The following is a 26622-nucleotide window of genomic DNA, read 5'->3' as shown; positions in this document are numbered from 1 at the left end:
AACTCGACCACCTTCCTGCAGGCTCACCAAGCTCTCCGCGGCAAGCCTATCTGAACGCGCGGGGAGGCCCGTAGAACTGTGCTGTGCGGATACCTGCCGCATCCCTTGGAGCAAAGCTCCAGCGCCTCTCTGCGGGCCACTACGGGCGTCCTCAGGTCTTTGCCGTGACGTCGTATCGGGGGAAGGCCTGCAGCGCGTTCCACATGGCCTTGATGCTCACTTCCCCATAGTCGCTTGCGGCCCTTCCGTCTTCATGCCCTTGGATGGCATCGCGGATTTCCAGGTCCATCCCGACTTCTCGCGCCACCGTCTTGAAGCGATGCCGCCAAGCGTGGTTAGGCTGCAGCACAGGGTCGGTGATTTTGACGACCTTCCGCACCCACTCCCCGACCTTTGCACCAGCGTTCTGTGCGCGTTCTACCGGGTCAGCCGCAACGCCACGGAAGGGCTTCAGGTGGTAGAAGATCGGCCCCGGTGGCAGACTGCGGATCATTGCGGGGAGACCCATGTCCAAGAGCTGCGGATGGAGCGGGACGGTCCTATAGTTTCCGGTCTTAACGGACCCAGCTTCTGGGGTGATGCGAAGGCAGAGGATGCCACCCTCTTCAATCAGGTCGATGGTGCGGAGCTGGGCTGCTTCGGTGATCCTGGCCCCTGTAAAGGCGCAAATCCACGGCAGCCAGCGGATAGCCCGTCGGTTCTCTTCCGACCTGCGGCCTTGACTGTGGTCGTCCTCAAGAGTTGCCCGCAAGATCGCCAGAGCTTCTGCGTCAGTGAAGCCCGCAGAGCGCGTCTTCTTGGGCTTGGTGTGGCGGACCTTGTAGTCCTTCGCCGGGTTGTCCTTGATCTTCCTCTTCTCAACGCCGATGGCGTAGATCAACTTCACAACGGCAAGATACTTCTGACTTACGGTCCTTGGACTTATGCCTTGGTTCAGCTTCAGGTCATCGCACCAGTTAGAGATGTCTTCAGGTGTGACCCTTTCCGCGTCTTCGTGACCGAGGAAACGGATCAGGGATGCGGACTTGTGGCGGAAGTCCTTCACTGTGCGAGGTGACTTGCCCGCTGCCAGATGGTCGAGTTCCCAATGCCCGAAGAGCTGAGTGATAGACACCAGCCCAGTTTTCGGTTCGGTCTTCGATGTTGGCACTGCATCGCTTTCCGCCGGGCTGGGTGGAACGAACTGCGGAAAGGCATTTGTCTCCCCGCTGTCGCTGTAGTCGCCTTCGGCTTTTCGCAGGATGACGGCAGTAGCCTTGTCCATTGCCTTCGCAATCTGAAGCACAAGCTGCCAGCGAGAGGCGGCATCTACCTGCAGTTTGTGCCTTTGCAGCATGACGTCGGCGAAGCCACCAAAACGCTCTTCGATGGACCAGTCTGCACTAGCTTTTGGAATGGGAACCATCAGGGTTTCGATGGGGCGAAGCCTTGGGGTTCTTGCCTCTTCGTCCCACTTCCTGATCTGCTGCCATAGATCGGGAGGGCCGGGGTTCTCGTCAGACACCCTGATGAAGTCCGAATACAGCTCCCCGGCAAGCCCCAAGCACTGCTTGTGCGTCAGCTTGACTGGCCCACGCCTCAGGCTTTCCCAGTGGGCTTCGACTGCCGCTAGAGCTTTCGTGAAGCGGTGCTTCGCCTCGGCTGCGACCTTCGTCAGCAGCGAGACTTTAACCACTGAGCCGACCTTTTGATACTTGATCGCGTCCCCCACGGGGATGGCGACAGTGGTTCCTCTGGCTTTCTCGGCAACGTCCTTCGGGACGTGGAGGCGGAGGTAGTAGTTCCCGTTGATCAGTTCTGGATTAGGCATGGCATAACGCATCTGCACGACCCATCTGCACTAGTGGGCGGCACAAATCCAAAGATGGATCAGATGCTTACGCAAAATCAAGGGGATGGATGGTGCTGCAAGAGAGGATTGAACTCTCGACCTCTCCCTTACCAAGGGAGTGCTCTACCACTGAGCTACTGCAGCGCCGTTGGTGGCGGCGGAGATAGACCAAGGATTGCCTGTCCGCAACCCCCTTTTCGCGCGATGTCTGGACCCGTGGCGCGGGCTGCGGTATGTGGGGTTCCCGATGCGCAAGACCCCCACGCCCGAGACGCCCGCAAAGACGGGTCAGCCGACCGCGACCCTGTCGCGGGAGGAGCGGCTGAAGGCGGCGCTGAAGGCGAACATGGGCCGCCGCAAGGCCCAGGCCAGGGCGCGGTCAAGCGGGACGCCTGACGACGGGCAACCGGACAACGAGAACACGGGCGAGTGAGGCAGGCATGGATTCGATTCTGGTCAAGGGCAACGGACCGCTGAAGGGCGAGATCCCGATCGCGGGGGCGAAGAACGCCTGTCTGACGCTGATGCCGGCCACGCTGCTGAGCGAGGAGCCGCTGACGCTGACCAATGCGCCGCGCCTGTCCGACATCGCCACCATGACGCAACTGCTGCAATCGCTGGGGGCCGAGGTCGCCGCCTTGCAGGACGGGCTGGTGCTGGCGCTGTCGAGCCATGCGATCGACAATCACCGGGCCGATTATGACATCGTGCGGAAGATGCGGGCCTCGATCCTGGTGCTGGGGCCGATGCTGGCGCGCGACGGCCATGCGGTCGTGTCGCTGCCGGGGGGCTGTGCCATCGGGGCGCGGCCGGTGGACCTGCACCTGAAGGCGCTGGAGGCGATGGGGGCCGATCTGGACCTGCGCGACGGCTATGTTCATGCCAAGGCGCCCGGCGGGCGGCTGAAGGGGGCGGTGTTCGAGTTTCCGCTGGTCTCGGTCGGGGCGACCGAGAACGCGCTTCTGGCGGCGACGCTGGCCAAGGGCACCACGGTGCTGAAGAACGCCGCGCGCGAGCCCGAGATCGTGGATCTTGCCCGCTGCCTGCGCCGGATGGGCGCGCAGATCGAGGGCGAGGGCAGCGGCACGATCACCATTCAGGGCGTTGACCGGCTGCATGGCGCCACCCATCCGGTGGTGACGGACCGGATCGAGCTGGGCACCTATATGCTGGTGCCGGCGATTGCGGGTGGCGAGGTGGAATGTCTGGGCGGCCGGCTGGAGCTGGTGGGCGCCTTTGCCGAAAAGCTGGACGCGGCGGGGGTTTCGGTGACCGAGACCGCGCGCGGCCTGAAGGTTTCGCGCAAGAATGGCCGGGTGCGGGCGGTGGATGTGACGACCGAACCCTTCCCCGGATTCCCGACCGACCTGCAGGCGCAGATGATGGCGCTGCTTTGCACCGCCGAGGGCACCAGCGTTCTGGAAGAAAAGATCTTCGAGAACCGCTTCATGCACGCGCCCGAACTGATGCGGATGGGCGCGCGGATCGACGTGCGCGGGGGCACGGCCACGGTGACGGGGGTCGAGAAACTGCGCGGTGCGCCGGTGATGGCCACCGACCTGCGCGCCAGCGTCAGCCTGATTCTGGCGGGGCTGGCGGCCGAGGGGGAAACGGTGGTGAGCCGGGTCTACCACCTGGACCGCGGCTATGAGCGGGTTGAGGAAAAGCTGTCGGCCTGCGGCGCCAGGATCGAACGGATCCGGGGCAACTGATGGCCGACGCGCGTTACGAGGACGGCGACGAAGGCCCGCTGCGGCTGCTGGCGCAGGGGGCCGAGGATCTGCCGGTGGTGTCGGCCCTGGTGCAGGATGCGGTGCTGCCGGCGGTCGAGATGCGCTATGACGCGCGCCGCCGCCGCTTTGTGGCGCTGGTCAACCGCTTTCGCTGGGAAGACCGCGAGGCCGCCGCGCGCGAGGGGCGGCCGTTCGAACGGGTGCGCAGCCTGCTGACCGTGGAGGATGTGACGGCGGTCAGGACGCAGGGCATTGATCGGCGCGACGCCGATCTGGTGCTGTCGATCCTGTCGCTGGACTGGCTGCCGGGCGAGGATGGCACGGGCCGGCTGACGCTGGTGCTGGCGGGCGACGGCGCGGTGGCGCTGGAGGTGGAAACGCTGGAACTGCGGCTGGACGACGTGACCAAGCCCTATATCGCCCCGTCGCGCCACGCGCCCGACCACGGCGGCTGATCGGGCAGGCGGCCGCGCAGGGCGGGGGGCAGGGCGGGGGCGCTGCCCCCGCACCCCCGGGATGTTTATGGACAGATGAAAGGGCCGGCGGCGGCTTTGGTGGTCAGAGGCCCAGGGTGACGGCGGCTTCGTCGATCCAGGCCTTTGCGAAGGCGTCGAAGCGGGCGTCGGGCTGGCGTTTTTCCAGCGTGGCGGCCAGCGGGTCCGGCGCGCGGATCGCGCTGCCGGACAGCTCTTCCAGCACGGCATGGCCGCAGAACGGGACATGCACCTCGGAATAGCCGCCTTCATGCACCAGCAGCAGACGGCCGTCACACAGGTCTGCCGCCGCCTGCTTCACCCGGCGGGTCATCAGGCGGAAGGTTTCGGCGGTCAGCAGCATACGCCCCAGCGGATCAACGGCCGAGGCATCGTAGCCGCAGGCGACGATGATCGCATCGGGGCGGAAGCGGTGCAGGGCCGGAAGGACCACGCGGTCGAAGGCGTGAAGATAGGCGGCATGGCCGCAGCCGGGCGGCAGCGGCAGGTTCAGGTTGCTGCCGGGGGCGCGGTCGCCGCCGCGCGCCTCGAGCCCGCCGGTGTCGAGCGGGTAGTTGCGGTCCTGATGCAGGCTGAGGGTCAGGGTGTCGGGATCGTCCCAGAACACCGCCTCGGTGCCGTTGCCGTGGTGCACGTCCCAATCGACCACGGCGACACGGCCCAGCCGGCCTTCGGCGCGGGCGGCGCGGATGGCGATGCCGATGTTGTTCAGCAGGCAAAAGCCGTTCGGGAAATCCGGCAGGCAGTGGTGGCCGGGGGGGCGCGACAGGGCATAGGCATTGGCGGCCTCGCCCGTCAGCACGGCGCGCAGGGCGGCGGTGGCAAGGCCGGCCGACAGCGCCGCGATCTCGAACCCGCCGCGGCCGAAGGGGGTGCGCAGGCCCAGTTCGCCGCCGCCGGCATCGGAGGCGGCCTTGAAGGCCTGCAGATAGGTTTCGGGGTGGACGCGCGCCATTTCGGCCCAGGTCGCCTCGGGCGCGGTGCGGGTTTCCATCTCGCGCAGAAGGCCGGTCACGTCGAGCAGGTTCTTCAGGCGGCGCTTGGTTTCCGGGCTTTCGGGCAGGCCACCGCCGGGCTGGACAAGGCCGCCCGTGGGCAGGGTAAAGGCATAATTGCCGCCCCCGTGCCAGAAGCAGCGTTCGTCGGAATAGAAGGCAGTGGTCATGTCGGTCCTCCGGGGCTTGCGGCCAGCCTAGGCGCGGGGCAGGGTGGAAGGCCAGAGGAAAGCCGATGGACCTGCCCGACCTTTCGCACCTTGCCCGACCCGGCGCCGAGATCGCGGTGCGGGTCACGCCGAACGCGCGGCGGGCCGGGCTGGACGCGGGGCCGCCGATCCGCATTGCGGTGACGGTGGTGCCCGAGGACGGCAAGGCCACGGCGGCGGCGCAGGTGCTGCTGGCGCAGGCGCTGGGGGTGGCCAAGTCGCGGCTGGTGCTGCTGCGCGGAGCCAAGGCGCGCGACAAGGTTTTCCGCCTGGATTAGCGACGGAAGTGCTGCGCCGCGGCGTTCAAGGGGCAGGTTCAACCCCAGAAGGCCAAATCCCATGTCTCCCGTCCTGTCACGCTATGCCACCCCGTTCATTACCGGGCTGTTTCTTGTTTCGCTGATCTCGGGTCTTGCGTTGTTCTTCCACATCGGCCCTTCGGGCTTTCACGGGATGCATGAATGGCTGAGCCTTGTGCTGATCGTGCCCTTCGTCCTGCATATCTGGAAGAACTGGCGGCCGATGACCAGCTATCTGCGCGGCACGCCGATGGCTGTGGCGGTGGCGGTGTCGCTGCTGGCGGGGGCGGTGTTCCTGCTGCCGTCGGGGTCGGGTCAGGCGGGCGGGCCGCCGCAGATGCGGCTGGCGGCGCAGGTGCTGAAATCCACCCCGGAAGCGGTGGCCCCGGCGCTGGGACAATCGCCCGAGGCGGTGACGAAGGCGCTGGTTGCGGCGGGCTTCACCCCGATGCCCGGGCAAAGCCTGGCCGACATGGCCACGGCCGCCGGCAAGTCGAACGCGGATCTGATGGCGGCGCTGCTGGCAACGGGCGGCTGAAACCCCTTCCGGCGGGCGGCGCAAAGGGTCCTCGCGCCACCTGACCGGCAACGCCCGCCGTTTCCCCTGACGGCGGGCGTTCTGTTTGCGGAGGCTCAGCCCTTGGGGGCGGGGGTGCGGTCTATCCGGTAGCTGCCTTCGGGCAGGTTCAGTGCGGCGGCCAGATCGGCAAGCTGCGTCATCGACAGGGTGATGCGGACGGTTTCCTCGGTGTCCGGGTCGGTCTGTTCGACCGCGACGCAATCTTCGAAGGCGGTAATGATCACATCGCCCATGAGGGGCAGCCCGTCCCCTTCGTCGATCAGGGTGACGACCGTGGCGTCGAATTCGTGCTCGATGGTGAACATGGGACAAGGCTAGCCCGTGCCCGCCCCCTGCGCAACCTTTCGCGAGCCGGCGACCGGGGGTCTTTTCGGGCGCCCCGGATTTGCTAGGTATCCGGGCATGACTGGCCTGATGATCCCCCGGCGCCCGCTGCGCCTTGCCCTTGCCCTGTGGTCCGCGCTGGCGCTTGCCGGATGCGTGGCCGTGTCCCCCTATCCGCAGGAGGCTGCGCCGGACGCGCCGCGGATGGCGCCCGCGCCGTCCGTGGCGGGCGGGCTGTCAGGGTTTGCCGCGGTGGCGGCGCGGGTCGAGCCGGTGGCCGAAGCCGCCTGCCGGGCGCGGGCGGCGGGGCGCAACTGCGATTTCGTGATCGCGGTGGACGACCGGCCGGGGTTGCAGCCCAATGCCTTCCAGACGCTGGATTCCAGCGGGCGGCCCTATCTGGTGTTCACCATCTCCTTGCTGCAAATGGCGCGGAACGCCGATGAACTGGCCTTCGTGCTGGGGCATGAGGCGGCGCATCATGTGGCCGGCCACATTCCCCGCCAGCAGGAACAGGCCATGGGCGGGGCGATTCTGGCCGGTGTGCTGGCGCAGGCCACGGGATTGCCGGCCGACCAGGTGAAGGCGGCGCAGAATGTGGGCGCCAGCCTTGCCGCAAGGCAGTATTCCAAGGATTTCGAGCTGGAGGCCGATGCGCTGGGCGCACGGATCGCCTGGCAGGCGGGCTATGATCCGGTGCGCGGTTCCGCCTTCTTCGACCGGCTGCCCGATCCCGGCGACAAGTTCCTGGGCAGCCACCCGCCGAATGCGCAACGCAAGGCGGTTGTGGTCGCGGCGGTGCAGGGTCTGGGCGGCTGACCGGACACCGGCGCCGCCGATTGATTTGCGTCAATGCAGCGCCGCGCCGGGTTTGTCACCTTGGGGCCAGCACCCCCAGCAGCGCGAGGCAAGGCCATGATCGGATATACGGATGCCCCCCGGGCCTGGTGGATGACCCGTGGCATGGCCCGTGTTGCCGGCGTGAACCTGCCGCAGGCCGTGATTGACGGCTGGCTGACGCGGGAAGAACTGGCGACCATCGTCGCGCGCTGCGAAGGCTGCACCTGCCTGTCGCGCTGCGACAGTTGGCTGGCGGGGTCGGGCGCGTCGAAGCGGATGCCCGAATTCTGCCCGAACAAATCGTCGATCGAGGCGCTTTGCCCGAACTGAAAGCCGGCCCGGCCGGACCGGGCGCGGCGAAGATCGCCGCGCGTCAGATCAGATAATAGTTGACCGGGCGCAGCGGGGGCGGCGGTTCGGTGCCCAGATGCGGCGCGAAGCTGATTTCGACCGCGCGGCAGATCGCATCCAGCGCCAGCCCGTTCGGTTGCAGCCCGAAGGGATGCGCCAGTTCCTCGGTCACTTCGGCAAGGCCAAGAAACATGTAGGCGACGACGCCCACGAAGATCGGCGTCATCCAGCCCGTCGCCGAGTTCAGCGCGAAGGGCAGCATCATGCAGTAGAGGAAGGTCGTCCGGTAGATCAGCAGCGAATAGACGAAGGGCAGGGGGGTGTTGAAGATCCGCTCGCAGCCCGCCTGTTGCAGCGCGATCGACGACATCCGGGTGGTCAGGGCGCGGGCGCCGAAGCCGTCGATGCGGCCTTCGCGATGGGCGCAGGCGATCACGCTGTTCATGCGGTCCAGCGCGGTGCAGGGCGGGTGCGGCGTGCCGGCCAGCGCGCGGGCGGTTTCGGGAACATCGGAATCGGCCGTCAGCTTCTGGCCGCGCAGGTGCAGCCGGTGGGCGTGGACGAAGGCAATGGCCAGATGCAGGATTGTCCGGCGTTCGGCGGCATCGGGAACGAAGACATCGGTTTCGCGCGCAAGGCTGCGCATGTCGGCCAGCATCCCGCCCCAAAGTTTGCGCGCCTCCCACCAGCGGTCATAGGCGGCGTTGTTGCGAAACCCCAGGAACAGCGACAGGCCGATCCCGAAGGTCGCATAGGCCGAGGTTTCCAGCTTTGGCACATAGGGGGTGAAATGGTCCAGCCAGACCACCACCAGCGCGAAGCCGGTCAGGAACAGCAGCGGCCTGACGATATGCGGCACGACCGAGCCACGCATGGCTGTCAGCAGATCCCAGAGACGGGGTTTTTCGCGCACGATCATCGGGCGAGCCTTTCCTTGGGGCGGTGCGGCCATGTCCGGCGCAACGTCAGGGCGATGTGTTTGCGCCGGCATATCCCCCCGGCTGCGCCAAGAACAGCCCGCGGGGACGCCGCGCGGTCACATCGCCTTGAGTTTGGCCAAGATGCGGCGGAGTGCCGAAATTTCGGGCAAGGCGTCAGCCGCCCCGGCGGTCAGCTTTTGGCCAGTGCGATCAGCTCGGCCACCGAGCGCACGTTCAGCTTTTCCAGAATCCGCGCGCGGTGATGATCCACCGTTCTGGGGCTGATGCCCAGATAGGCGGCGATTTCCTTGCTGGAGGTTTCGGCCGGGCGTTGCAGCATCCGGGCCACGATTTCCGCCTCTCGGGCGGTCAGCCGGGCAAACAGCGCCTCATGCTGGCGCGACTGCACCTGCGACGACAGGCGTTCACGGGCAATGGCGAAGGCCGTTTCGATGCGTTCGATCAGATCGCTCTGGCGGAACGGCTTTTCCAGAAAGTCGATGGCGCCGCCCTTGATGGCCTGCACCGATTCCGGCACGCCGCCGTGGCCGGTGATGAAGATCACCGGGATCGCGCGGCCCTCGTCGTTCAGCCGGCGCTGGAGGTCCAGCCCGTTCATTCCCGGCATCCCGTAATCCAGCAGCAGGCAGCCGGGGCGGCTGTCGTCATAGGCATCCAGAAAGGACTGAGCCGAGTCGTGAGGTTCGACGACATAGCCCCGTTTGCCAAGCGCCCGGGACAGCGAGAGGCGAATGTCCTCATCGTCGTCGACCAGAAAGACGGTCATGGCAGCATTGTTCGGGTCGGTCAGGTGCGTGCTCCGTTCTGGGGGCCGATGGTGCCAGTGTTATGGGATTCGCACCCGACCGCAACCAAGCGGCGGCGATTCTGATGTCAGGCGGTGCGGTGCAGCGGCAGGGTGAAGCGGAATTCCGCTCCTCCCTCGCCGCCTTCGCTGCGCTCTTCCAGCCAGAGGGCGCCGCCATTGGCCTCGATGATGCTTCGGCAGATCGACAGGCCAAGCCCCATGCCATCGGGCTTGCTGGTTTCGAACTGGGCGAAGAGATTGATCGTGGGCGAGATGCCCGGCCCGGTGTCCTTGACGCTGACGGTCATCAGGGCGGCGTCCGGCCAGGCCCTGACGGTGACCCGGCGTTCGTTCGACCCTGCATCGGCAATCGCCTCGATCGCGTTGCGCAGGAGGTTCACGATGACCTGGGCAATCTGAACGCGGTTGCCTTCCACATCGGGCACATCCGGCGCGATCTCGCTTTCGATGGTGACGTTGGCTTCGGTCGCCTCGGCGCGCACCAGGCGCAGCGACTGGTCAAGCAGTTCCCCGAAGCCGAACACGCTGCGGTCGCCCGCATCCTTGCGGATGAAGGCCCGCAGCGCGCGGATGATTTCGCCTGCGCGCAGCGACTGCTTTTCGATTTCCAGCAGGATTTCGTGCAGCTCGTCATCGGGCTGGGCGTGCTGGTTCAGGATCAGAAGCGCGGTATCGGCGTTCTGCGCGATGGCCGTCAGCGGCTGGTTCAGTTCATGCGCAAGGCCAGTGGCCATCTGGCCCATCGTGTTGCCGCGGGCCAGATGCGACAGGTCGCGGTTCAACTGCACGATCTGGCCTTCGGCTTCCTTGCTGGAGGTGATGTCGTCCAGCGTCACAACGGCGTGCATCGGGTTGCCGTCGGCATCGTTCACGATGATCGAGTTCACCGCGACCCAGAACAGCGAACCATCCTTGCGGCGGCAGCGCATTTCGCGGTTGCCGACGAAATCCTTGAACGGGGCATCAATCTGCGGGGGGCTGTCGGACGAGGCCGACAGCAGCATGTCGGTGATCGGCTTGCCGATCAGTTCGTCCGGCTCGAAGCCGGTCATCCGGCACAGGCTGGCGTTGACGCGGGTGAAGGCGCCGCAGGACGAGGAGATCTGCGCCATGCCACGGGGGGACTGGTCAAAGGTCTGGCCATATTCACGCTCGGCCTCTCGCCGGGCGACGATTTCGCGGACAAGGGTCGTGTTGGCACGTTCAAGCTCCATATAGGTGCGCGGCTGCGGATCGGACGGGTCGATCACGCCCTGGGCGATCAGCGTCGAGCGGATCGCGAAGGCATGAACCGGCTTGTAGATCAGATGGGCCAGCCCAAGGCCCGCCACGCCGGAAATCGCGGCCACCAGCGCCGCGATCCAGATGTTCATCGAACGGTTCTGCTTGATGACGCCGGTAAAGTCGTCTTCCGGCGCATAGACGGCAATCGTCCAGGGCAGGGTGTCACTGATCTTCGGCATGACCGTCGCCACGAACTTCTGCCCCTCGTAGGTGAACTCGGTCGGGGTTTCCTCGGTCACGGTCAGAAGGCCGTCGTTGGCCATGGGGGCAAAGGCCGCGCGGGCGATCGGGTCTTCGAATTCGCGGATATTGGCAAAGCGCAGGGTGCCGTCTTCGTTCTTGGCCTTGATCAGGTTCAGATCGGGGTGCGCGATCACATCGCCGTCGCTGTGGATGATCAGCGCCTTGCCGTGCTGGCCGATGTTCAGCCGCGACAGGAAGTGCGAGATCATGCTGATCTCGATGTCGACGCCCACCACGCCACGGATGAAGCCCTGTTCGTGGTTGCTGATCACCGGGGCGGCCAGGGTGATGCCCGGCTGCTGCGAGGTGAAGAAGATGTAGGGATCGGTCCAGATCGTGGTCAACTGGGCCTTGGCCTTCTTGTACCAGGGCCGCTGCCGGGGATCGTAGGGATCTTCGGGGTCAACCCGGGCCTCGACGATGCCGAAGCTGTCGTCGCGCCAGATCAGTTGCACCAGACGCTTGCCATCCCTTTGGGTGATGATCTTCGAGCGGAACTCGCCCGGGCCTTCGGGGGTGCGCATCACCATGACGAAGTTGCCGTCTTCGCTGCCGAAGTAGATGCCGGCGAATTGGGGGGCGATCTGCAACTGCTGGAACAGCAGCCGTTCCAGCACCTGCGGATCGTCGCTGGCGATCACCCGGTTCTGCGCCAGCCGCGCGGCCAGTTCGGCCGCACCTTCCGCCGGGCTGAGGAAGCCCTTGGAATGTTCGATCGTGTTGATGCCGACATCGCGCAGCAGATCGCGCGCATGAAGAAGCAGCGCCCGTTCCGAGGTCAGGTAAGACGTGTAGACCACCAGGAAGACGGCCAGGAACTGCAACCCGGCCAGACAGATTGCCAGCAGCGCGCCCAGGGATTTCGTGATCGTCGGTTTCTTTCGCGGCGTGGGGCGCATGACATCATCTGTTCGTTACTGGCTGCGGGACTGGCCGGCGCGGCTTGCGGGGGGCGCGCGCCCGTCATCCGGCCCGTGATAGCAGCCCGGACCGCGAATTGCACTGTGTTCCGGCCGATCTGACGAAGCGTCGAAACGGCGGTCCGGGGCAGGGGCGGGGCGTGTAGGCAATATTGCCTAGGCAACGACACGAATTTTCTTTGAATTAGAGAAATGCGAAACAGACTGGGTATTGAGTTGGATGAGTGTGTGGTTCCCCAAGCGGGTGGTTGGGGTGTTGCATTGCAGGTGTCGTAACGAGTCGTAACGAGTGCTGCGGTTTCTGCCGCTTTAAAGAGTTGGTCCGGCGTAACGATCACATGATCGTTCGCCGGACCTTTTCCTTTTTGGCGCCCGGAATTGCTGTGACAATGGCCGCCGCCGGCGCTGGCCGTCGCAGATCGCCCCATGTCCGGCCTGACCGGCGATTGTTGCATCCGGCAGCGATTGTCGGAAACCGCACAAAGCGGGCGGGCGCGTCGAACCCCATGTAGCAATTTGAATTCAATAGGTTTCCTCAAGGGAAGCCCCCTTGGCACGTTTCCTGCTGCTCTGGTCCCGAGAGCGGCTGCTCCGCCGTCTCGTGAGCATCGTTGAACCGAAAGGGACCCGGACATGAGCAAGCTTCGTCAGATCGCCTTCTACGGCAAGGGCGGCATCGGCAAATCCACCACCTCGCAGAACACCCTCGCCGCGCTGGTCGAGATGGGCCAGAAGATCCTGATCGTCGGCTGTGACCCCAAGGCCGACAGCACCCGTCTGATTCTCAACACCAAGCTGCAGGACACCGTGCTGCATCTGGCCGCCGAGGCCGGGTCGGTCGAGGATCTGGAATTGGAAGACGTGATGAAGATCGGCTACAAGGGCATCAAATGCACCGAGGCCGGCGGGCCGGAGCCGGGTGTGGGCTGCGCGGGGCGCGGCGTGATCACCGCGATCAATTTCCTGGAAGAGAACGGCGCCTATGAGGACGTGGACTATGTGTCCTATGACGTTCTGGGCGACGTGGTCTGCGGCGGCTTCGCCATGCCGATCCGCGAGAACAAGGCGCAGGAAATCTACATCGTCATGTCGGGCGAGATGATGGCGCTGTATGCCGCCAACAACATTGCAAAGGGCATCCTGAAATACGCCAATTCGGGCGGCGTGCGTCTGGGCGGGCTGATCTGCAACGAACGCCAGACCGACCGTGAACTGGAACTGGCCGAGGCGCTGGCCGCGCGGCTGGGCTGCAAGATGATTCACTTCGTTCCGCGTGACAACATCGTGCAGCACGCCGAACTGCGCCGCGAAACGGTGATCCAGTACGCCCCCGAGAGCAAGCAGGCCGAGGAATACCGCGAACTGGCGCGCAAGATCCATGCGAACTCGGGTCAGGGCGTGATTCCGACGCCGATCACCATGGAAGAGCTGGAACAGATGCTGATGGATTTCGGCATCATGCAGACCGAGGAAGACCGGCTTGCCGCCATCGCCGCGGCTGCGGCCGGCGCCTGACAGGCCCCGCCGGGACCGGGCCGTCGGTCCGGTTCCGCAACGGGCGCTTGCGCCCGCCCCCACCCGACCGCAGGAACAGGAGCCAAAAGAATGGCAAAGGACAACGTCAGCGGGACGCCGGACTATGAAGCCCTCATCGAAGAGGTGCTGTCGGCCTATCCCGAGAAGTCGAAGAAGAAGCGGGCCAAGCATCTGGGCGTGGCCCAGGCAGACCCCGTAGGCGCCCCCGATGCGGTGACCGGCATCGCGTCGAAATGCGACACGGTGAAATCGAACATCAAGTCGATTCCCGGCGTGATGACGATCCGCGGCTGCGCCTATGCCGGGTCGAAGGGGGTGGTCTGGGGCCCGATCAAGGACATGGTTCACATCAGCCACGGCCCTGTCGGCTGCGGCCAGTATTCCTGGAGCCAGCGGCGCAACTACTATACCGGCACCACCGGGATCGACAGCTTTGTCACAATGCAGTTCACCACCGATTTCCAGGAAAAGGACATCGTGTTCGGCGGCGACAAGAAGCTGGAAAAGACCATCGACGAGATCAACACCCTGTTCCCGCTGGCCAATGGCGTCTCGATCCAGTCGGAATGTCCGATCGGCCTGATCGGGGACGACATCGGCGCCGTTGCCAAGAAGAAGAACAAGGACATCGGCAAGACCATCGTGCCGGTCCGCTGCGAAGGCTTCCGCGGCGTGTCGCAATCGCTGGGCCACCACATCGCCAATGACGCGGTGCGCGACTGGGTGTTTGACAAGAAGGAAACCGATTATGTCGCCGGCCCCTATGACGTGAACGTCATCGGCGATTACAACATCGGTGGCGATGCCTGGGCCAGCCGGCGGCTGCTGGAGGAGATGGGGCTGAACGTCGTCGGCAACTGGTCGGGCGATGCGACGCTGGCGGAAATCGAACGCGCGCCCAAGGCGAAGATCAACCTGATCCACTGCTACCGCTCGATGAGCTATATCTGCCGGCACATGGAAGAAACCTACGGCGTGCCGTGGATGGAATACAATTTCTTCGGACCCAGCCAGATTGCCGCAAGCCTGCGCGCCATCGCTGCCCGGTTCGACGAAACCATCCAGGCCAGGGCCGAGGAGGTGATCGCCCGGTATCAGCCGCTGGTCGATGCGGTTCTGGCGAAATACAAGCCGCGGCTCGAAGGCAAGACGGTGATGCTGTATGTCGGCGGCCTGCGTCCGCGCCACGTTGTCACCGCCTATGACGACCTTGGCATGGTGATCGCCGGCACGGGCTATGAATTCGCCCATAACGACGATTACAAGCGCACCGGCCATTATGTGAAGGAAGGCACGCTGATCTATGACGACGTGACCGGCTATGAGCTGGAGCGTTTCATCGAGAAGGTGCGGCCCGATCTGGTGGGGTCGGGGATCAAGGAAAAATACCCGGTCCAGAAGATGGGCATCCCGTTCCGGCAGATGCATAGCTGGGATTATTCCGGCCCCTATCACGGCTATGACGGCTTCGCGATCTTTGCCCGCGACATGGACATGGCGATCAACAACCCGGTCTGGGGCCTGTTCGATGCGCCCTGGGAGACCGCCGCCCCCGCCATCGCGGCCGAATGATCCTGCCGCCCCGGTTGCGGGGCGGCCCCCAACCTTCATCCCCCCTCACGGCCCGTCTCGGAATGTGGACGGCCCACAGAAGGATACCGACCATGCCCCAATCCGCCGACAAGGTGCTGGACCATGCCCCGCTGTTCCGCGAACCGGAATACAAGGAGATGCTTGAGAACAAGCGGGTGCGCTACGAATGTGGCCACCCCGAACACCTGGTGACCGAGATCGGTGACTGGACCAAATCCTGGGACTATCGCGAGAAGAACCTGGCGCGCGAGGCGCTGACCATCAACCCGGCCAAGGCCTGCCAGCCGCTGGGCGCGGTCTTCGCGGCGCAGGGCTATGAGGGCACCATGCCCTTTGTCCATGGCAGCCAGGGCTGTGTGGCCTATTTCCGCAGCCACCTGTCGCGGCATTTCAAGGAACCGTCCTCGGCGGTCTCGTCCTCGATGACCGAGGATGCGGCGGTGTTCGGCGGCCTTGCCAACATGATCGAGGGCCTGTCCAACACCAAGGCGCTGTACAACCCGGCGATGATCGCCGTCTCGACCACCTGCATGGCGGAAGTGATCGGCGACGACCTGAATTCCTTTATCCGGCAATCCCGGGAAAAGGGGTCTGTCCCGGAGGATTACAACGTGCCCTTCGCCCATACGCCTTCGTTCGTGGGCAGCCATGTCGATGGCTATGACAACATGCAGAAGGGCATCCTGACCAATTTCTGGGAAGGCCAGGAGCGGGTGCCGGGCGAGGGGATCAACATCATCCCCGGATTTGACGGCTATGCCGTGGCCAACAACCGCGAACTGAAGCGGATGATGGGCCTGATGGGCGTCAGCACCACGCTGCTGGGCGATGTGTCGGATGTCTATGACACGCCCTCGGATGGCGAATTCCGCATGTTCGCGGGCGGCACCGGGCTGGAGGAAACCCGCGCGGCGCTGAACGCCAGGGCCACGCTGTCGATGCAGGAATATTGCAGCCCCAAGACGCTGGATTATGTCGCCGGCAAGGGACAGGAGGTGGCGGCCTTCCATTACCCGATGGGCGTGCAGGCCACGGATGAACTGCTGATGAAGATCAGCGCGCTGACCGGCAAACCCGTTCCCGACGCGCTGAAGCTGGAACGCGGCCGGCTGATCGACGCCATGGCCGACAGCCAGGCCTATCTGCACGGCAAGAGCGTGGCGGTGTTCGGCGACCCCGATTTCGTCTATGCTATGGCGCGCTTCCTGCTGGAGGTGGGGGCCGAGCCGAAGCATTGCCTTGCCACCAATGGCGGCAAGGCCTGGGCCGAGAAGATGGAGGCGCTGTTCGCCACATCGCCCTTCGGCACGGGCTGCAATGTCTGGGCGGGCAAGGATCTGTGGCACCTGCGGTCGATCATGGCGACCGAGCCGGTGGAGCTGCTGGTGGGGTCGTCCTACGGCAAGTATCTGAGCCGCGATCTGGGCGTGCCGCTGGTGCGGCTGACCTTCCCGATCTTCGACCGCCACCACCATCACCGCTTCCCGACCTGGGGCTATCAGGGCGGGCTGAATGTGCTGGTCAAGCTGCTGGACGTGATCTTCGACAAGCTGGACAGCGACAGCGATACGGCGGGCGTCACCGACATCTCGTTTGATCTGACGCGCTGAGACGCCACCCCTTGGCGCGCACAGGCCGGCGGTCCCCAGCTCCCGGGGGGCCGCCGGTTCTGTTTCTGCCAATCCGTGTCGCAACCCCGACAATCGGCGCCTGTGCACAGGGGAAACTGCCGGTTCGCGGGTTGGCACGTTCCTTGCTTGATCTTCCCTGACCGAAAGGGAAGCCGATGGCCGAGACATTGAAAGCCGCGATTGCCACCGTGTTGAACGAACCCGCCTGCGCGGTGAACGTCGCCAAGACGGAGGGGGCGCGCAAGAAGGGCTGCACCAAACAGTTGACGCCCGGCGCGGCGGCGGGTGGCTGTGCCTTCGACGGCGCGATGATCACCCTGCAACCGATTGTCGATGTGGCGCATCTGGTCCATGCGCCGCTGGCCTGCTGGGGCAACGGCTGGGACAATCGCGGCTCTGCCTCGTCCGGCCCGCAGCTTTACCGCACCGGATTCACCACCGACCTGGGCGAGCTGGACATCGTGATGGGGCATGGCGAACGCAAGCTCTATCGCGCCCTGCGCGAGGTGATTGCCGCCCATAATCCCCCGGCGGTTTTCGTCTATGCGACCTGCGTCACCGCCCTGACCGGCGACGATATCGAGGCCGTCTGCAAGGCCGCCGCGCAGGATTTCGGCACCCCCTGCATCCCGGTCAACGTGCCGGGCTTTGCGGGGTCAAAGAACCTGGGCAACAAGCTGGCGGGCCAGGTGCTGCTGGATCATGTGATCGGCACGGTCGAGCCCGAGGCGCCGACGCCCTGTGACATCAACATCATCGGCGATTTCAACCTGTCGGGCGAATTGTGGCAGGTGAAACCACTGTTGGACCGGCTGGGCATCCGCGTGCTGGGGGCCATCACCGGCGATGCGCGCTACCGGCAGGTTGCCATGGCGCACCGGGCGCGGGTGACGATGCTGGTCTGTTCGCAGGCGCTGATCAACCTGGCGCGGGGACTGGAGGAACGCCACGGCATCCCGTTCTTTGAAGGCAGCTTCTACGGCATCTCAGACACGTCGGAGGCGCTGCGGACGATGTGCCGGATGCTGGTGGACCGTGGCGCGGCGCCCGACCTGATTGATCGCTGCGAGGCGCTGGTGGCCGGGGAAGAGGCCAAGGCCCGCGCGGCGCTGGAACCCCTGAAGCCGCGCGTCGCGGGCAAGCGGGTGCTGCTTTACACCGGCGGGCATAAAAGCTGGTCCGTGGTCTCGGCCTTGCAGGAGCTGGGGATGGAGGTGGTGGGCACCTCGACCCGCAAGGCGACCGAGGCCGACAAGGACCGCATCCGCGAGATCATGCAGACCGACGCGCATATGTTCGACAACATGGCCCCGCGCGAGATGTATGCGCTGCTGCGTGACAGCGGGGCGGATGTGCTGATGTCGGGCGGGCGCAGTCAGTTCGTGGCGCTGAAGGCGCGGGTGCCCTGGGTGGATGTGAACCAGGAAAAGCACGAACCCTATGCCGGCTATGTGGGGATGGTGGATCTGGTGCGCGCCATCGACCGCGCGGTGAACAACCCGATGTGGGCCGATCTGCGCAGCCCCGCCCCCTGGGACGACCGGCCGCCCGCCGCCGTGGTGCTGCCGCCGCTGACGGCAGGGCGCTGCCCGGTTGTCCATGCCGGAACCGCACCCGCCGCGCCGCCCGCGGCGGCCTTTGTGTCCGGCCCGTCGGACCGCGCCGATTTCGAGGATTGCTGACATGGCCGTTATCACCCACCCAAGGCGCGCGCTGTCCACCAATCCGCTGAAATCCTCGGCCCCCTTGGGGGCGGCGATGGCCTATCTGGGCATCGACGGCGCGATCCCGCTGTTTCACGGCGCGCAGGGCTGCACGGCCTTTGCGATGGTGCATCTGGTGCGCCACTTCAAGGAAGCGATCCCGCTGCAAACCACCGCGATGAACGAGGTCAGCGCCATTCTGGGCGGGGCCGAGCAGATCGAGGAAGCCATCACCAACCTGCGCAAGCGGGCGGCGCCCCGGTTCATCGGCATCGCGTCCACCGCGCTGACCGAAACCCGGGGTGAGGATGTGGCGGGCGAGTTGCGCGAGATGCGGGCGCGGCGCCGGGATTTCGACGATACCGCCATTGTCTACGCCGCCACCCCCGATTTCACCGGCGGGCTGGAAGAAGGCTGGGCCCGCGCGGTTGAGGCGGTGATTGGCGCGCTGGTGCCCGAGGTTGATCCGGTCTGGCGCGACCCCGACCTGCGGCAGGTGAACCTGCTGTGTTCCAGCGCGCTGACCGTGGCCGATGTTGACGAACTGGTGCGGCTGATCCGGTCTTTCGGCCTGTCGCCCATCGTTCTGCCCGATCTTTCACGGTCGCTGGACGGGCATCTGGCCGAGGATTGGCGCGGCCATTCCCTGGGCGGCACCACGGTCGCGGACATCGGGCGAATGGGCCGCAGCGTCCATACGCTGGCCATCGGGGAATCGATGCGGACGGCGGCGCGGATGATCGAGGATCGCGCCTTCGTGCCGGCGCGGGTGTTTCCCACCGTCACCGGGCTGAAGCCGACCGACGCCTTCATCCGCACCCTGATGGACCTGTCGGGGCAGGACGCCCCCGCCGGCATCAAGCGTGACCGCGCCCGGCTGATGGATGCGCAACTGGATGCGCATTTCTTCACCGGCGGGGTCAGGGTCGCCATCGGGGCCGATCCCGACCTGCTGCTGGCGCTGTCGCAGGCGCTGGCGGCGATGGGAGCAGAGGTGGTGACCGCCGTCACCACCTGCGACCGCCCCGAGGTGCTGGGGCAGGTGCCGGCGGCCGAGGTGATTGTCGGCGATCTGGGCGATCTGGAGCGGGACGCCGCCGCCAGGGGCGCGCAGGTGATCCTGACCCATTCGCACGGCCGCCATGCCGCCGGCCGTCTGGGCCTGCCGCTGATCCGCGCGGGATTCCCGGTGTTTGACCGGATCGGTGCGCAGGACATCTGCCGCGTCGGCTATCGCGGCAGCCGCGCCTTCCTGTTCGAGGTTGCCAATACGATGCAGTCGCTTCCCCACAACGCCCGGCCCGCCGATTTCGGCGCGGCCCCGATCCCCCAGGAGTTCGAGCATGTCCCGCACGCTGCGGCTGGTTGAGACCGCCCCCCCGCCGGCTGAACAGCCGCTGCGGATTGCCATCGCCACCGACGATATGGAAACCCTGAACGCGCATTTCGGTTCGGCCCGCAAGTTCGCGGTTTATGACGTGACGCGCACCGGCGCGCGTTTCATCGCCGCGCATGAGTTCGAGACCTTCACCAAGGGCGCGGGCAAGCATGACGATCAGGATGACCGCATCGCCCCCAAGATCGCCGCGCTGCAAGGCTGCGCGCTGGTCTTCGTGCTGGCCATCGGCGGGCCGTCGGCGGCGCGGGTGGTGAAGATCGGCGTTCACCCGATCAAGCGCAAGGAACCCGAACCGATTGCCGCCGTGCTGGATCAGGTGCGGGTGATGCTGAACGGCACCCCGCCGCCGTTTCTGCGCAAGGTTCTGGGCCTGGGCGTCCGACCCGATTTCCGCAGCGAAGATGAGGAGCAGCCCGCGTGACCGCCCTTTCCGACAGCGAAACCGCCCCGCGCGGCGGCCCGGTGCCCGACAGCGCCTTTCTGAAACAGCTTGTCGCGGTGATCCGCGCCGAAGACAGCCACGGCACCTGGGACGGCAAGCCCGACACCGAGCTGTTGGCCGAGTTCATCGTGACGCCGGAAGAACGCCGCGCCATCCCGATCATCTGCGACCCCGAACCCGAGGTGCTGTGGCGGATGGCCCGGTTCCACGATGCCGTGGGTCTGATGATCGAACGCCGCACCGGCTGCACCGCGGCGCAGATGGACAAGTTCCACCACGAAGGCTTTGGCCGCGTCGTGCTGATCTCGGGGCGGCTGGTCGTGGTTTCGCGCCATCTGCGCGACGTGCACCGCTGGGGGTTCCCGACCTGGGCCAGGTTGGCCGAGGCGGGCGAGGCGCTGGTTGATGAGGCGGTGGCGCTGATCGAGCGGTTCCCCGAGGCGGCGCGGGCATGAAAGGAGAAGGAACATGCCGATGACAGGGCTGACGCGCGGGGGAACGGCCTGGGTGCCGGTGTTCCTGATGGCGATCGACGTTGAGAAATGCATCGGCTGCGGCCGCTGCTTCAAGGTCTGCGGGCGCGGCGTGATGGGCCTGCGCGGGTTGACCGAGGACGGCGATCTGGTCGATGCCGAGGACGACGACGAGGAAATCCTGAAGAAGGTGATGGTGCTTGAGGCGGCGGGAAACTGCATCGGCTGCGGCGCCTGTGCCCGCGTCTGCCCGTCAGGGTGCCAGAGCCATGCCCCTGCGGACTGAGGCGAGGGCCGCGCCCCCGGAGGGGGATGCCGAAAGCCGCCGCGACTTTGGCGAGATCCTTGCCCATGCGCTGGCCGAACGGGCGGCGGGGCGGGGCAGCCTGCCGGCCCTGCTGGGGGTGGATGGTCCCGATCTGGCCGCGCTGCGCGACCGTTGGGCGCCCGGCCTTGCGCTGCCCGACCTGACCGAAGCCGCGCCCGCGCCCGCGCCCGTGCCGGAACAGCAGGCGGTGATCACCCTGATCCTGTGGCGGGCCGGCCGGGCCGATGCCACCGCCCGCGCGCTGGCCCGGATCATTGCCCGCCGCGCGCTGGAGCCGCGGCACCTGTGGGAAGACCTTGGCCTGTCCAGCCGCCCCGCGCTGACCGCGCTGATCGCCCGCCACCTGCCGGGCCTTGCGGCGGCCAACGGGCAGAAGATGCGCTGGAAGAAGTTTCTCTATCGGCAGGTCTGTCTGGACGACGGCCTGTCGCTGTGCCTGTCGCCGGTCTGCGACGATTGCCCGGAATGGGCGCTGTGCTTCGCCCCCGAAGAGGCGGCGACAGCCGCCGCCGCCACCACGGCGGCGCACCCCTGACCCTTTGCCCCGATGTTGCCCGCAAGGCCCGCCTCCGGTTGCGGGCCTTGTCCTCATGGGCCGACAGGCCGCCGTCGCAACTGTCGCAAATCCGCCAATGTCGGGTTCCGCGATCCGGGAGATGCCGGTGATTTCTATGATTTCAGACGGTTCCGGGCTTGGCACGCTTCTTGCTTGATCCCTTGCAGACCCACACCGCCCTGCAAGGAGGCCCGTGATGATCGCCCTGACCGAACCCGCCCGCACCGCCATCAAATCGGCCATCGACGGCGCCGGGCAAAAGGTGGCTGGCCTGCGCCTGATGGTGCAGGGCGGCGGCTGTGCGGGGCTGAAATACGGCATGGCGCTGGAGCTTGAGGCGCAGCCCGACGATGCGGTGGTGGAGTTCGGCGGCGTGACGGTGCTGATCGACCCGGCCAGCCGCGACCACCTGACCGGCACCACAATTGATTTCGTCACCGGGCTGGAAGGCGCGGGCTTCGTCTTCGACAACCCCAACGCCCGGTCGTCCTGCGGCTGCGGCAAGTCGTTCTGTTAAGGGGGCTTGACCGATGTGGAGCTACAGCCCCGCCGTCACCGACCATTTCCTGAACCCGCGCAATGCCGGGGCGCTGGCCGATGCCAATGCGGTGGGCGAGGCCGGGTCGCTGGACGCCGGCGATGCGCTGCGGCTGACCCTGCGCGTCAACCCCGAGACGCGGGTGATCGAGGCGGCGGGGTTTCAGGCCTTCGGCTGTGGTCCGGCGATTGCAGTGTCGTCGGTGCTGACCGAACTGGTCATCGGCAAGACCGTGGATCAGGCCGCCCGGCTGACCGGGGGTGACATCGCCGCCCGGCTGGACGGGCTGCCGCCGGAAAAGGCCCATGCGCCGGCGCTGGGCAAGGCGGCGCTGGCTGCGGCGCTGCGCGGCTGGTGCGGGGGGGCGGGTACGGCGGCGGCCCCCGGCGCGGGTGTCTGCGGCGGCTGCGCCGGGGTTGATCTGGCGCGGGCCGAGGGGATGATCCGCGCCGACCGGCTGACCACGCTGCCGGGCCTGTTGCGGGCGCTGGGCGCGGGCGACAGTTGCAGCCTGTGCCGCCAAAGCCTGCAAGCGCTGCTGGCGCGGGTCAATGCCGCGATGCTGGCCGAAGGGCTGCTGGCCCCCGATGAGGCCTGCCCGCCGCCCGCGCCCCCCCGCGTGCTGGATCTGTCGCGCCAGCCGCCGGCGATGCGGGCCCGCCGCACCGGCGGCCCGCCGGTGCAGATCAGCGCCCCCGCCGCCGCCCTGCGCCCCGCCGTTCGCCGGGGCGCCCTGGCCGAGATGCAGATCGCCGAGCGGGTGATCGCCGAGATGCGCCCCACCTTCCGCGCCGATGGCGGCGATGTGCAGCTTGTCGATATCGACGGCATCCGGGTGATGGTCACGCTGACCGGCACCTGCGCGGGCTGTCAGGTTGCCTCGCTGACGCTGGGCGGGCTGGGGCTGAAACTCTCTGCCGCGCTGGGCCGCACGGTCCGCTGCGTGCCGGTGATGAAAAGCTGAGCGGGGGCAGGGGGCAGGCCATGGCGATCTATCTGGACAACAACGCCACCACCCGCACCGCGCCCGAGGCTGTGGCCGCGATGCTGCCGTTCTTCACCACGCATTTCGGCAATGCCTCCTCCTTGCACGGGTTCGGGGCCGAAGCCGCCGCCGCGCTGCGACAGGCGCGGCGGCAGGTGCAGGCGCTGATCGGCGCGGCGCAGGATCATGAGATCGTCTTCACCTCGGGCGGGACCGAGGCGAACACAACCGCGATCCGCGCGGCGCTGGCGGTGCAGGCGGGGCGGGGCGAGATCGTCACCTCGACCGTGGAGCACCCTTCCATCCTGCAGCTTTGCGACGGGCTGGAACGGTTCGAGGGCGTGAAGGTCCATCGCATTGCGGTGGATGGCGAGGGCCGGCTGGACCTGGACGCCTATCGCGCCAGCCTCAGCGACCGCGTGGCGGTGGTCAGCCTGATGTGGGCCAACAACGAAACCGGCACGATCTTTCCGGTCGACGGGCTGGCGGGGATGGCGCATCGCGTTGGCGCGCTGTTCCACAGCGATGCGGTGCAGGCGGCGGGCAAGCTGCCGCTGCGGCTGGCCGAGACCGAAATCGACATGCTGTCGCTGTCGGCGCACAAGTTTCACGGCCCCAAGGGGGTGGGTGCGCTGTATCTGCGCAAGGGCACCGCCTTTCGCCCGCTGCTGCGTGGGGGCAAGCAGGAACGCGGCCGCCGGGCGGGCACGGAAAACGTGCCCGGCATCGTGGGCGCGGGCGTGGCCGCCGAACGGGCGCTGGCCCTGCTGGCCGAGGCGCCCCGCATCGCCGCGCTGCGCGACCGGCTGGAGCAGGGTATCCTGTCGCGCATCGGCCGGGTGCTGCGCCTGGGCGATCTGCGTGACCGGCTGCCCAATACGGCGGCGCTGGCCTTCGACTATGCCGAAGGCGAGGCGATCCTGATGAAGCTGAACGCGGCCGGCATTGCCGCCTCGGCCGGGTCGGCCTGCGCGTCGGGCGCGATGGAGCCCAGCCATGTGATCCGCGCGATGAAGGTGCCCTTCACGGCGGCGCATGGGGCGATCCGGTTTTCGCTGTCTTCCGAAACCACCGCCGAAGAGATCGACCGCGTGATCGAGGTGCTGCCCGGCATCGTGGATGATCTGCGCGGGCTGACCCCGTTCTGGGCCGAAGCGCAGGGGGGCCGCCATGTTGCCTGACAGCCTGCCGCGCCACCCTGCGATCCTGTGCGACACTACGCTGCGCGACGGCGAACAGACCGCTGGCGTGGCCTTTTCGCTGGACGAAAAGCGCGCCATTGCCCGCGCGCTGGATGCCGCCGGCGTGCCCGAGATGGAACTGGGCGTCGTCGCCATGGGCGAGGAGGAGTTGGCCGAGATCCGGCTGCTGGCCGCCGAACTGACCCGCGCCGCGCCGGTGGTCTGGTGCCGGTTGCGCGCGGGCGATCTGGCGCTGGCGATGCGCAGCGGGGTGCGCCGGGTGCATGTCGCGGTGCCGGTGTCGGACCGGCAGATCGACGGCAAGCTGCGGCTGACGCGGGCCGATGTGCTGACGGCGACCGCCGGGCTGGTGGCCGCCGCCACGGCGCAGGGGATGCAGGTTTCCGTCGGGGCCGAGGATGCCAGCCGGGGCGACCCGGCGTTCATCGTGGCGGTGGCGGCGGCGGCGCGCGGGGCAGGGGCGATCCGCTTCCGGCTGGCCGATACGCTGGGGCTGCTGGACCCGGTGGAAACCGGCGCGCTGGTCCGCGCGCTGCTGCCCCGGCTGGGCCTGCCGGTGGAATTTCACGCCCACAACGATTTCGGCATGGCCACCGCCAATACGCTGGCCGCCTGGCGGGCGGGGGCAACGCATCTGTCGGTCACGGTGAACGGGTTGGGTGAACGCGCCGGCAATGCCGCGCTGGAAGAGGTGGCCGCCGCGCTGGAGGCGCGCGGCATCGCCACCGGCATCGCCTTGCCCGCGCTGCCGGGCCTGTCGGCGCTGGTGGCGCTGGCCTCGGGGAGGCCCTTGCCGGCGGCCAAGCCCATCGTCGGCGACATGGCTTTTGCGCATGAGGCCGGCATCCATGTCGATGCCATCCTCAAGCGGGCCGACACCTATGAAGACCCGCGCAGCGCCCCGGCCCGGTTCGGCCGCAGCCGGGTGCTGGTGCTGGGCAAGCATTCCGGCCTTGCCGGGCTGCGCGCCGCCCTGGCCGGCCATGGCCTGCCCGATGACGAGGCGACCGCCCGCCGCTTGCTGCCGCATCTGCGCCGCCTGGCCATCCGGGAAAAGCGCCCGCTGACCGCCGCCGATCTGGCCCGCCTGCTGGCCGATCCGGTTCCCGCCCCGCCCCCTCAGCCCTGACCGAAGCGAGACCCGCCATGCCCGACGCCCCCCCGACCGCCCCGGTGCTTGACCAGATCGCCCGCCGATCCTCGGCCGAAGAGATCTTCGATTACCTCTGCCTGCCCTATGACCCGCAGGTGGTGAACGTGGCGCGGCTGCATGTGATGAAACGCTTTGGCAGCTACCTGCAGGACGCCTGCCTGTCGGCGCTGGAGGACGATGCCGCCTTTCTGGCCGCCCGCGACTGCCTGCTGCGCGCCTATGAGGATTTCGTCGGCACCGCGCCCCGGCAGGTGGGGGTGTTCAAGGTCTTTGCCGACCAGAAGGCCAAACGGTTCGTGGGGCTTGAAGCCCTGCGCCTTGCGGAGGGAACGAAATGACCGACGACCTGACCGGCAACCCGCCGAAGCCGGATACCAGCGGCCTCAACATCGTGGTCTGCATCAAGCAGGTGCCTGACAGCGCCCAGATCCGCGTGCATCCGGTGACCAACACGATCATGCGGCAGGGGGTGCCCACGATCATCAACCCCTATGACCTGTATGCGCTGGAAGAGGCGCTGCGCCTGCGTGACCAGTATGGCGGGGCGGTTACTGTGCTGTGCATGGGCCCGCCCATGGCCGAAGACGCGCTGCGCCGCGCGCTGGGGCTGGGGGCCGACCGGGCGGTGCTGATCACCGACCGCCGCTTTGCCGGGTCGGACACGCTGGCCACCTCATTCGCGCTGGCCACCGCGCTGACCACCATCGCGCAGGACCGGCCCATCGACATTGTTTTCACCGGCAAGCAGACCATCGACGGCGATACCGCCCAGGTCGGGCCGGGCATCGCGCGGCGGCTGGGGCTGAACCAGTTGACCTATGTCTCGGCCATCGACAGCATCGACCTTGGCAAGCGCGACCTGGTGGTGCGCCGCCGGGCCGAAGGCGGGGTGCAGGTGCTGCAATCGCGCCTGCCCTGCCTGATTACCGTGATGGAAGGCATCAACGACCTGCGGCGCGGGTCGATCCAGGATCTGCTGCGCGCGGCGCGGGCCGATGTCACGGTCTGGTCGGCCGAACAGGCCGGCGTGACCAACCCGATGATGTGCGGCCTGCGCGGATCTCCCACCGTTGTGAAAAAGGTTTTCGCGCCATCGCCCCGGTCGGAACCGGCCGAGATGGTGACGACCGAGGCCAAGCGCCCGGCCCAGGTGGCCGAGGCCGTGCTGGACCTGCTGTTCGCCCGCAACCCGAAAATTGAGGCGGATCTTGCCGCCAGGAAAGGGGCCTGA

Annotated in this window: 28 protein-coding genes and 1 tRNA gene; 22 read left to right on the top strand and 7 right to left on the bottom strand. The window is 67.0% G+C overall.

The window, feature by feature from the left end; genetic code table 11:
* Positions 1 to 151: 151 nt before the first annotated feature.
* The gene (locus tag B6K69_RS06340) at positions 152 to 1822 is read right to left on the bottom strand and encodes a DUF6538 domain-containing protein (protein WP_108643184.1); all 1671 of its coding nucleotides are present in this window, start codon (positions 1820 to 1822) and stop codon (positions 152 to 154) included.
* 78 nt (positions 1823 to 1900) lie between these two features.
* Positions 1901 to 1975, bottom strand: a tRNA-Thr gene (locus B6K69_RS06335).
* A 103-nt stretch (positions 1976 to 2078) separates the two neighbouring features.
* On the opposite strand from B6K69_RS06335, the gene B6K69_RS06330 reads away from it, so the two are divergent.
* Genes B6K69_RS06330 through B6K69_RS06320 form a run of 3 tightly spaced genes read left to right on the top strand, consistent with a single transcriptional unit; the run spans position 2079 to position 4019 of the window.
* Positions 2079 to 2264: a hypothetical protein gene (locus B6K69_RS06330; RefSeq protein ID WP_108643183.1), complete on the top strand. Its 186-nt coding sequence runs from the start codon at positions 2079 to 2081 to the stop codon at positions 2262 to 2264.
* A 7-nt stretch (positions 2265 to 2271) separates the two neighbouring features.
* Complete coding sequence (gene murA, locus B6K69_RS06325) at positions 2272 to 3543, top strand: UDP-N-acetylglucosamine 1-carboxyvinyltransferase (RefSeq protein ID WP_107672404.1); 1272 nt, start codon at positions 2272 to 2274, stop codon at positions 3541 to 3543.
* Positions 3543 to 4019 carry a DUF2948 family protein gene (locus B6K69_RS06320; protein WP_108643182.1) on the top strand — a complete coding sequence of 159 codons (477 nt, stop codon included), beginning with the start codon at positions 3543 to 3545 and terminating at the stop codon, positions 4017 to 4019. The genes murA and B6K69_RS06320 overlap by 1 nt, the downstream gene beginning before the upstream one ends.
* Positions 4020 to 4122: 103 nt before the next feature.
* Here B6K69_RS06320 and B6K69_RS06315 read toward each other — a convergent pair whose 3' ends face one another.
* Positions 4123 to 5223, bottom strand: a complete 1101-nt coding sequence (locus tag B6K69_RS06315) for a class II histone deacetylase (protein ID WP_108643181.1) — start codon at positions 5221 to 5223, stop codon at positions 4123 to 4125.
* A gap of 65 nt (positions 5224 to 5288) precedes the next feature.
* Between B6K69_RS06315 and B6K69_RS06310 the strand changes: the two genes are divergently transcribed.
* Together B6K69_RS06310 and B6K69_RS06305 are read left to right on the top strand one after the other, a co-directional pair.
* Positions 5289 to 5540 carry a DUF167 domain-containing protein gene (locus B6K69_RS06310; protein WP_107672407.1) on the top strand — a complete coding sequence of 84 codons (252 nt, stop codon included), beginning with the start codon at positions 5289 to 5291 and terminating at the stop codon, positions 5538 to 5540.
* Positions 5541 to 5601: 61 nt separating this feature from the next.
* Positions 5602 to 6099, top strand: a complete 498-nt coding sequence (locus B6K69_RS06305) for a DUF4405 domain-containing protein (RefSeq protein WP_107672408.1) — start codon at positions 5602 to 5604, stop codon at positions 6097 to 6099.
* A 95-nt stretch (positions 6100 to 6194) separates the two neighbouring features.
* Here B6K69_RS06305 and B6K69_RS06300 read toward each other — a convergent pair whose 3' ends face one another.
* A complete protein-coding gene (locus tag B6K69_RS06300; RefSeq protein WP_108643180.1) occupies positions 6195 to 6446 on the bottom strand; it encodes a hypothetical protein in 252 nt (83 codons plus the stop codon).
* Between the two features lie 109 nt (positions 6447 to 6555).
* Here B6K69_RS06300 and B6K69_RS06295 point away from each other — a divergent pair, with 109 nt between their 5' ends.
* Both B6K69_RS06295 and B6K69_RS06290 read left to right on the top strand, forming a co-directional pair.
* Positions 6556 to 7284 (top strand): M48 family metallopeptidase, encoded by a 729-nt coding sequence (locus B6K69_RS06295; RefSeq protein WP_107672456.1) that lies wholly within the window; start codon positions 6556 to 6558, stop codon positions 7282 to 7284.
* Positions 7285 to 7380: 96 nt separating this feature from the next.
* Positions 7381 to 7635: a DUF6455 family protein gene (locus tag B6K69_RS06290; protein ID WP_107672410.1), complete on the top strand. Its 255-nt coding sequence runs from the start codon at positions 7381 to 7383 to the stop codon at positions 7633 to 7635.
* A gap of 43 nt (positions 7636 to 7678) precedes the next feature.
* Here B6K69_RS06290 and B6K69_RS06285 read toward each other — a convergent pair whose 3' ends face one another.
* From B6K69_RS06285 to B6K69_RS06275, 3 genes are all read right to left on the bottom strand, one after another.
* The gene (locus B6K69_RS06285; RefSeq protein WP_108643179.1) at positions 7679 to 8575 is read right to left on the bottom strand and encodes a bestrophin family protein; all 897 of its coding nucleotides are present in this window, start codon (positions 8573 to 8575) and stop codon (positions 7679 to 7681) included.
* A 191-nt stretch (positions 8576 to 8766) separates the two neighbouring features.
* Positions 8767 to 9363: a response regulator transcription factor gene (locus tag B6K69_RS06280; protein WP_107672412.1), complete on the bottom strand. Its 597-nt coding sequence runs from the start codon at positions 9361 to 9363 to the stop codon at positions 8767 to 8769.
* A gap of 107 nt (positions 9364 to 9470) precedes the next feature.
* Positions 9471 to 11831, bottom strand: coding sequence for a cache domain-containing protein (locus tag B6K69_RS06275; protein ID WP_228156819.1), 2361 nt, complete (start codon positions 11829 to 11831; stop codon positions 9471 to 9473).
* A 654-nt stretch (positions 11832 to 12485) separates the two neighbouring features.
* On the opposite strand from B6K69_RS06275, the gene nifH reads away from it, so the two are divergent.
* From nifH to B6K69_RS06200, 15 genes are all read left to right on the top strand, one after another.
* Complete coding sequence (gene nifH / locus B6K69_RS06270; RefSeq protein ID WP_107672413.1) at positions 12486 to 13367, top strand: nitrogenase iron protein; 882 nt, start codon at positions 12486 to 12488, stop codon at positions 13365 to 13367.
* 90 nt (positions 13368 to 13457) lie between these two features.
* Complete coding sequence (gene nifD, locus B6K69_RS06265; RefSeq protein WP_108643178.1) at positions 13458 to 14960, top strand: nitrogenase molybdenum-iron protein alpha chain; 1503 nt, start codon at positions 13458 to 13460, stop codon at positions 14958 to 14960.
* Between the two features lie 92 nt (positions 14961 to 15052).
* The gene (nifK, locus tag B6K69_RS06260; protein ID WP_108643177.1) at positions 15053 to 16591 is read left to right on the top strand and encodes a nitrogenase molybdenum-iron protein subunit beta; all 1539 of its coding nucleotides are present in this window, start codon (positions 15053 to 15055) and stop codon (positions 16589 to 16591) included.
* 176 nt (positions 16592 to 16767) lie between these two features.
* Complete coding sequence (gene nifE, locus B6K69_RS06255; RefSeq protein ID WP_108643176.1) at positions 16768 to 18294, top strand: nitrogenase iron-molybdenum cofactor biosynthesis protein NifE; 1527 nt, start codon at positions 16768 to 16770, stop codon at positions 18292 to 18294.
* A 1-nt stretch (position 18295) separates the two neighbouring features.
* Positions 18296 to 19684, top strand: coding sequence for a nitrogenase iron-molybdenum cofactor biosynthesis protein NifN (nifN, locus tag B6K69_RS06250; protein WP_108643175.1), 1389 nt, complete (start codon positions 18296 to 18298; stop codon positions 19682 to 19684).
* Entirely contained in the window at positions 19659 to 20135 is a 477-nt protein-coding gene (gene nifX, locus B6K69_RS06245; RefSeq protein WP_108643174.1) for a nitrogen fixation protein NifX, read from the top strand. The genes nifN and nifX overlap by 26 nt, the downstream gene beginning before the upstream one ends.
* Positions 20132 to 20611, top strand: coding sequence for a NifX-associated nitrogen fixation protein (locus B6K69_RS06240; RefSeq protein WP_108643173.1), 480 nt, complete (start codon positions 20132 to 20134; stop codon positions 20609 to 20611). Before nifX ends, B6K69_RS06240 begins: the two co-directional genes overlap by 4 nt.
* 13 nt (positions 20612 to 20624) lie before the next feature.
* A complete protein-coding gene (fdxB, locus tag B6K69_RS06235; RefSeq protein WP_206340547.1) occupies positions 20625 to 20915 on the top strand; it encodes a ferredoxin III, nif-specific in 291 nt (96 codons plus the stop codon).
* Entirely contained in the window at positions 20899 to 21492 is a 594-nt protein-coding gene (locus B6K69_RS06230; protein ID WP_108643172.1) for a nitrogen fixation protein NifQ, read from the top strand. Before fdxB ends, B6K69_RS06230 begins: the two co-directional genes overlap by 17 nt.
* 217 nt (positions 21493 to 21709) lie before the next feature.
* Positions 21710 to 22030, top strand: coding sequence for an iron-sulfur cluster assembly accessory protein (locus tag B6K69_RS06225; RefSeq protein WP_107672421.1), 321 nt, complete (start codon positions 21710 to 21712; stop codon positions 22028 to 22030).
* A 13-nt stretch (positions 22031 to 22043) separates the two neighbouring features.
* Positions 22044 to 23015: an iron-sulfur cluster assembly scaffold protein gene (locus B6K69_RS18370; protein WP_108643171.1), complete on the top strand. Its 972-nt coding sequence runs from the start codon at positions 22044 to 22046 to the stop codon at positions 23013 to 23015.
* Positions 23016 to 23035: 20 nt separating this feature from the next.
* Positions 23036 to 24217, top strand: a complete 1182-nt coding sequence (gene nifS / locus B6K69_RS06215; protein ID WP_108643170.1) for a cysteine desulfurase NifS — start codon at positions 23036 to 23038, stop codon at positions 24215 to 24217.
* A complete protein-coding gene (nifV, locus tag B6K69_RS06210; protein ID WP_108643169.1) occupies positions 24207 to 25367 on the top strand; it encodes a homocitrate synthase in 1161 nt (386 codons plus the stop codon). Before nifS ends, nifV begins: the two co-directional genes overlap by 11 nt.
* A 17-nt stretch (positions 25368 to 25384) precedes the next feature.
* Positions 25385 to 25729, top strand: coding sequence for a nitrogenase-stabilizing/protective protein NifW (locus B6K69_RS06205; protein ID WP_108643168.1), 345 nt, complete (start codon positions 25385 to 25387; stop codon positions 25727 to 25729).
* Positions 25726 to 26622, top strand: coding sequence for an electron transfer flavoprotein subunit beta/FixA family protein (locus tag B6K69_RS06200; RefSeq protein ID WP_108643167.1), 897 nt, complete (start codon positions 25726 to 25728; stop codon positions 26620 to 26622). Before B6K69_RS06205 ends, B6K69_RS06200 begins: the two co-directional genes overlap by 4 nt.

Origin of the sequence: Pseudogemmobacter blasticus, from assembly GCF_003071405.1 — a bacterium.
GTDB classification, from domain to species: domain Bacteria; phylum Pseudomonadota; class Alphaproteobacteria; order Rhodobacterales; family Rhodobacteraceae; genus Pseudogemmobacter; species Pseudogemmobacter blasticus.
This window is presented reverse-complemented; position numbering and strand designations above follow the sequence as displayed.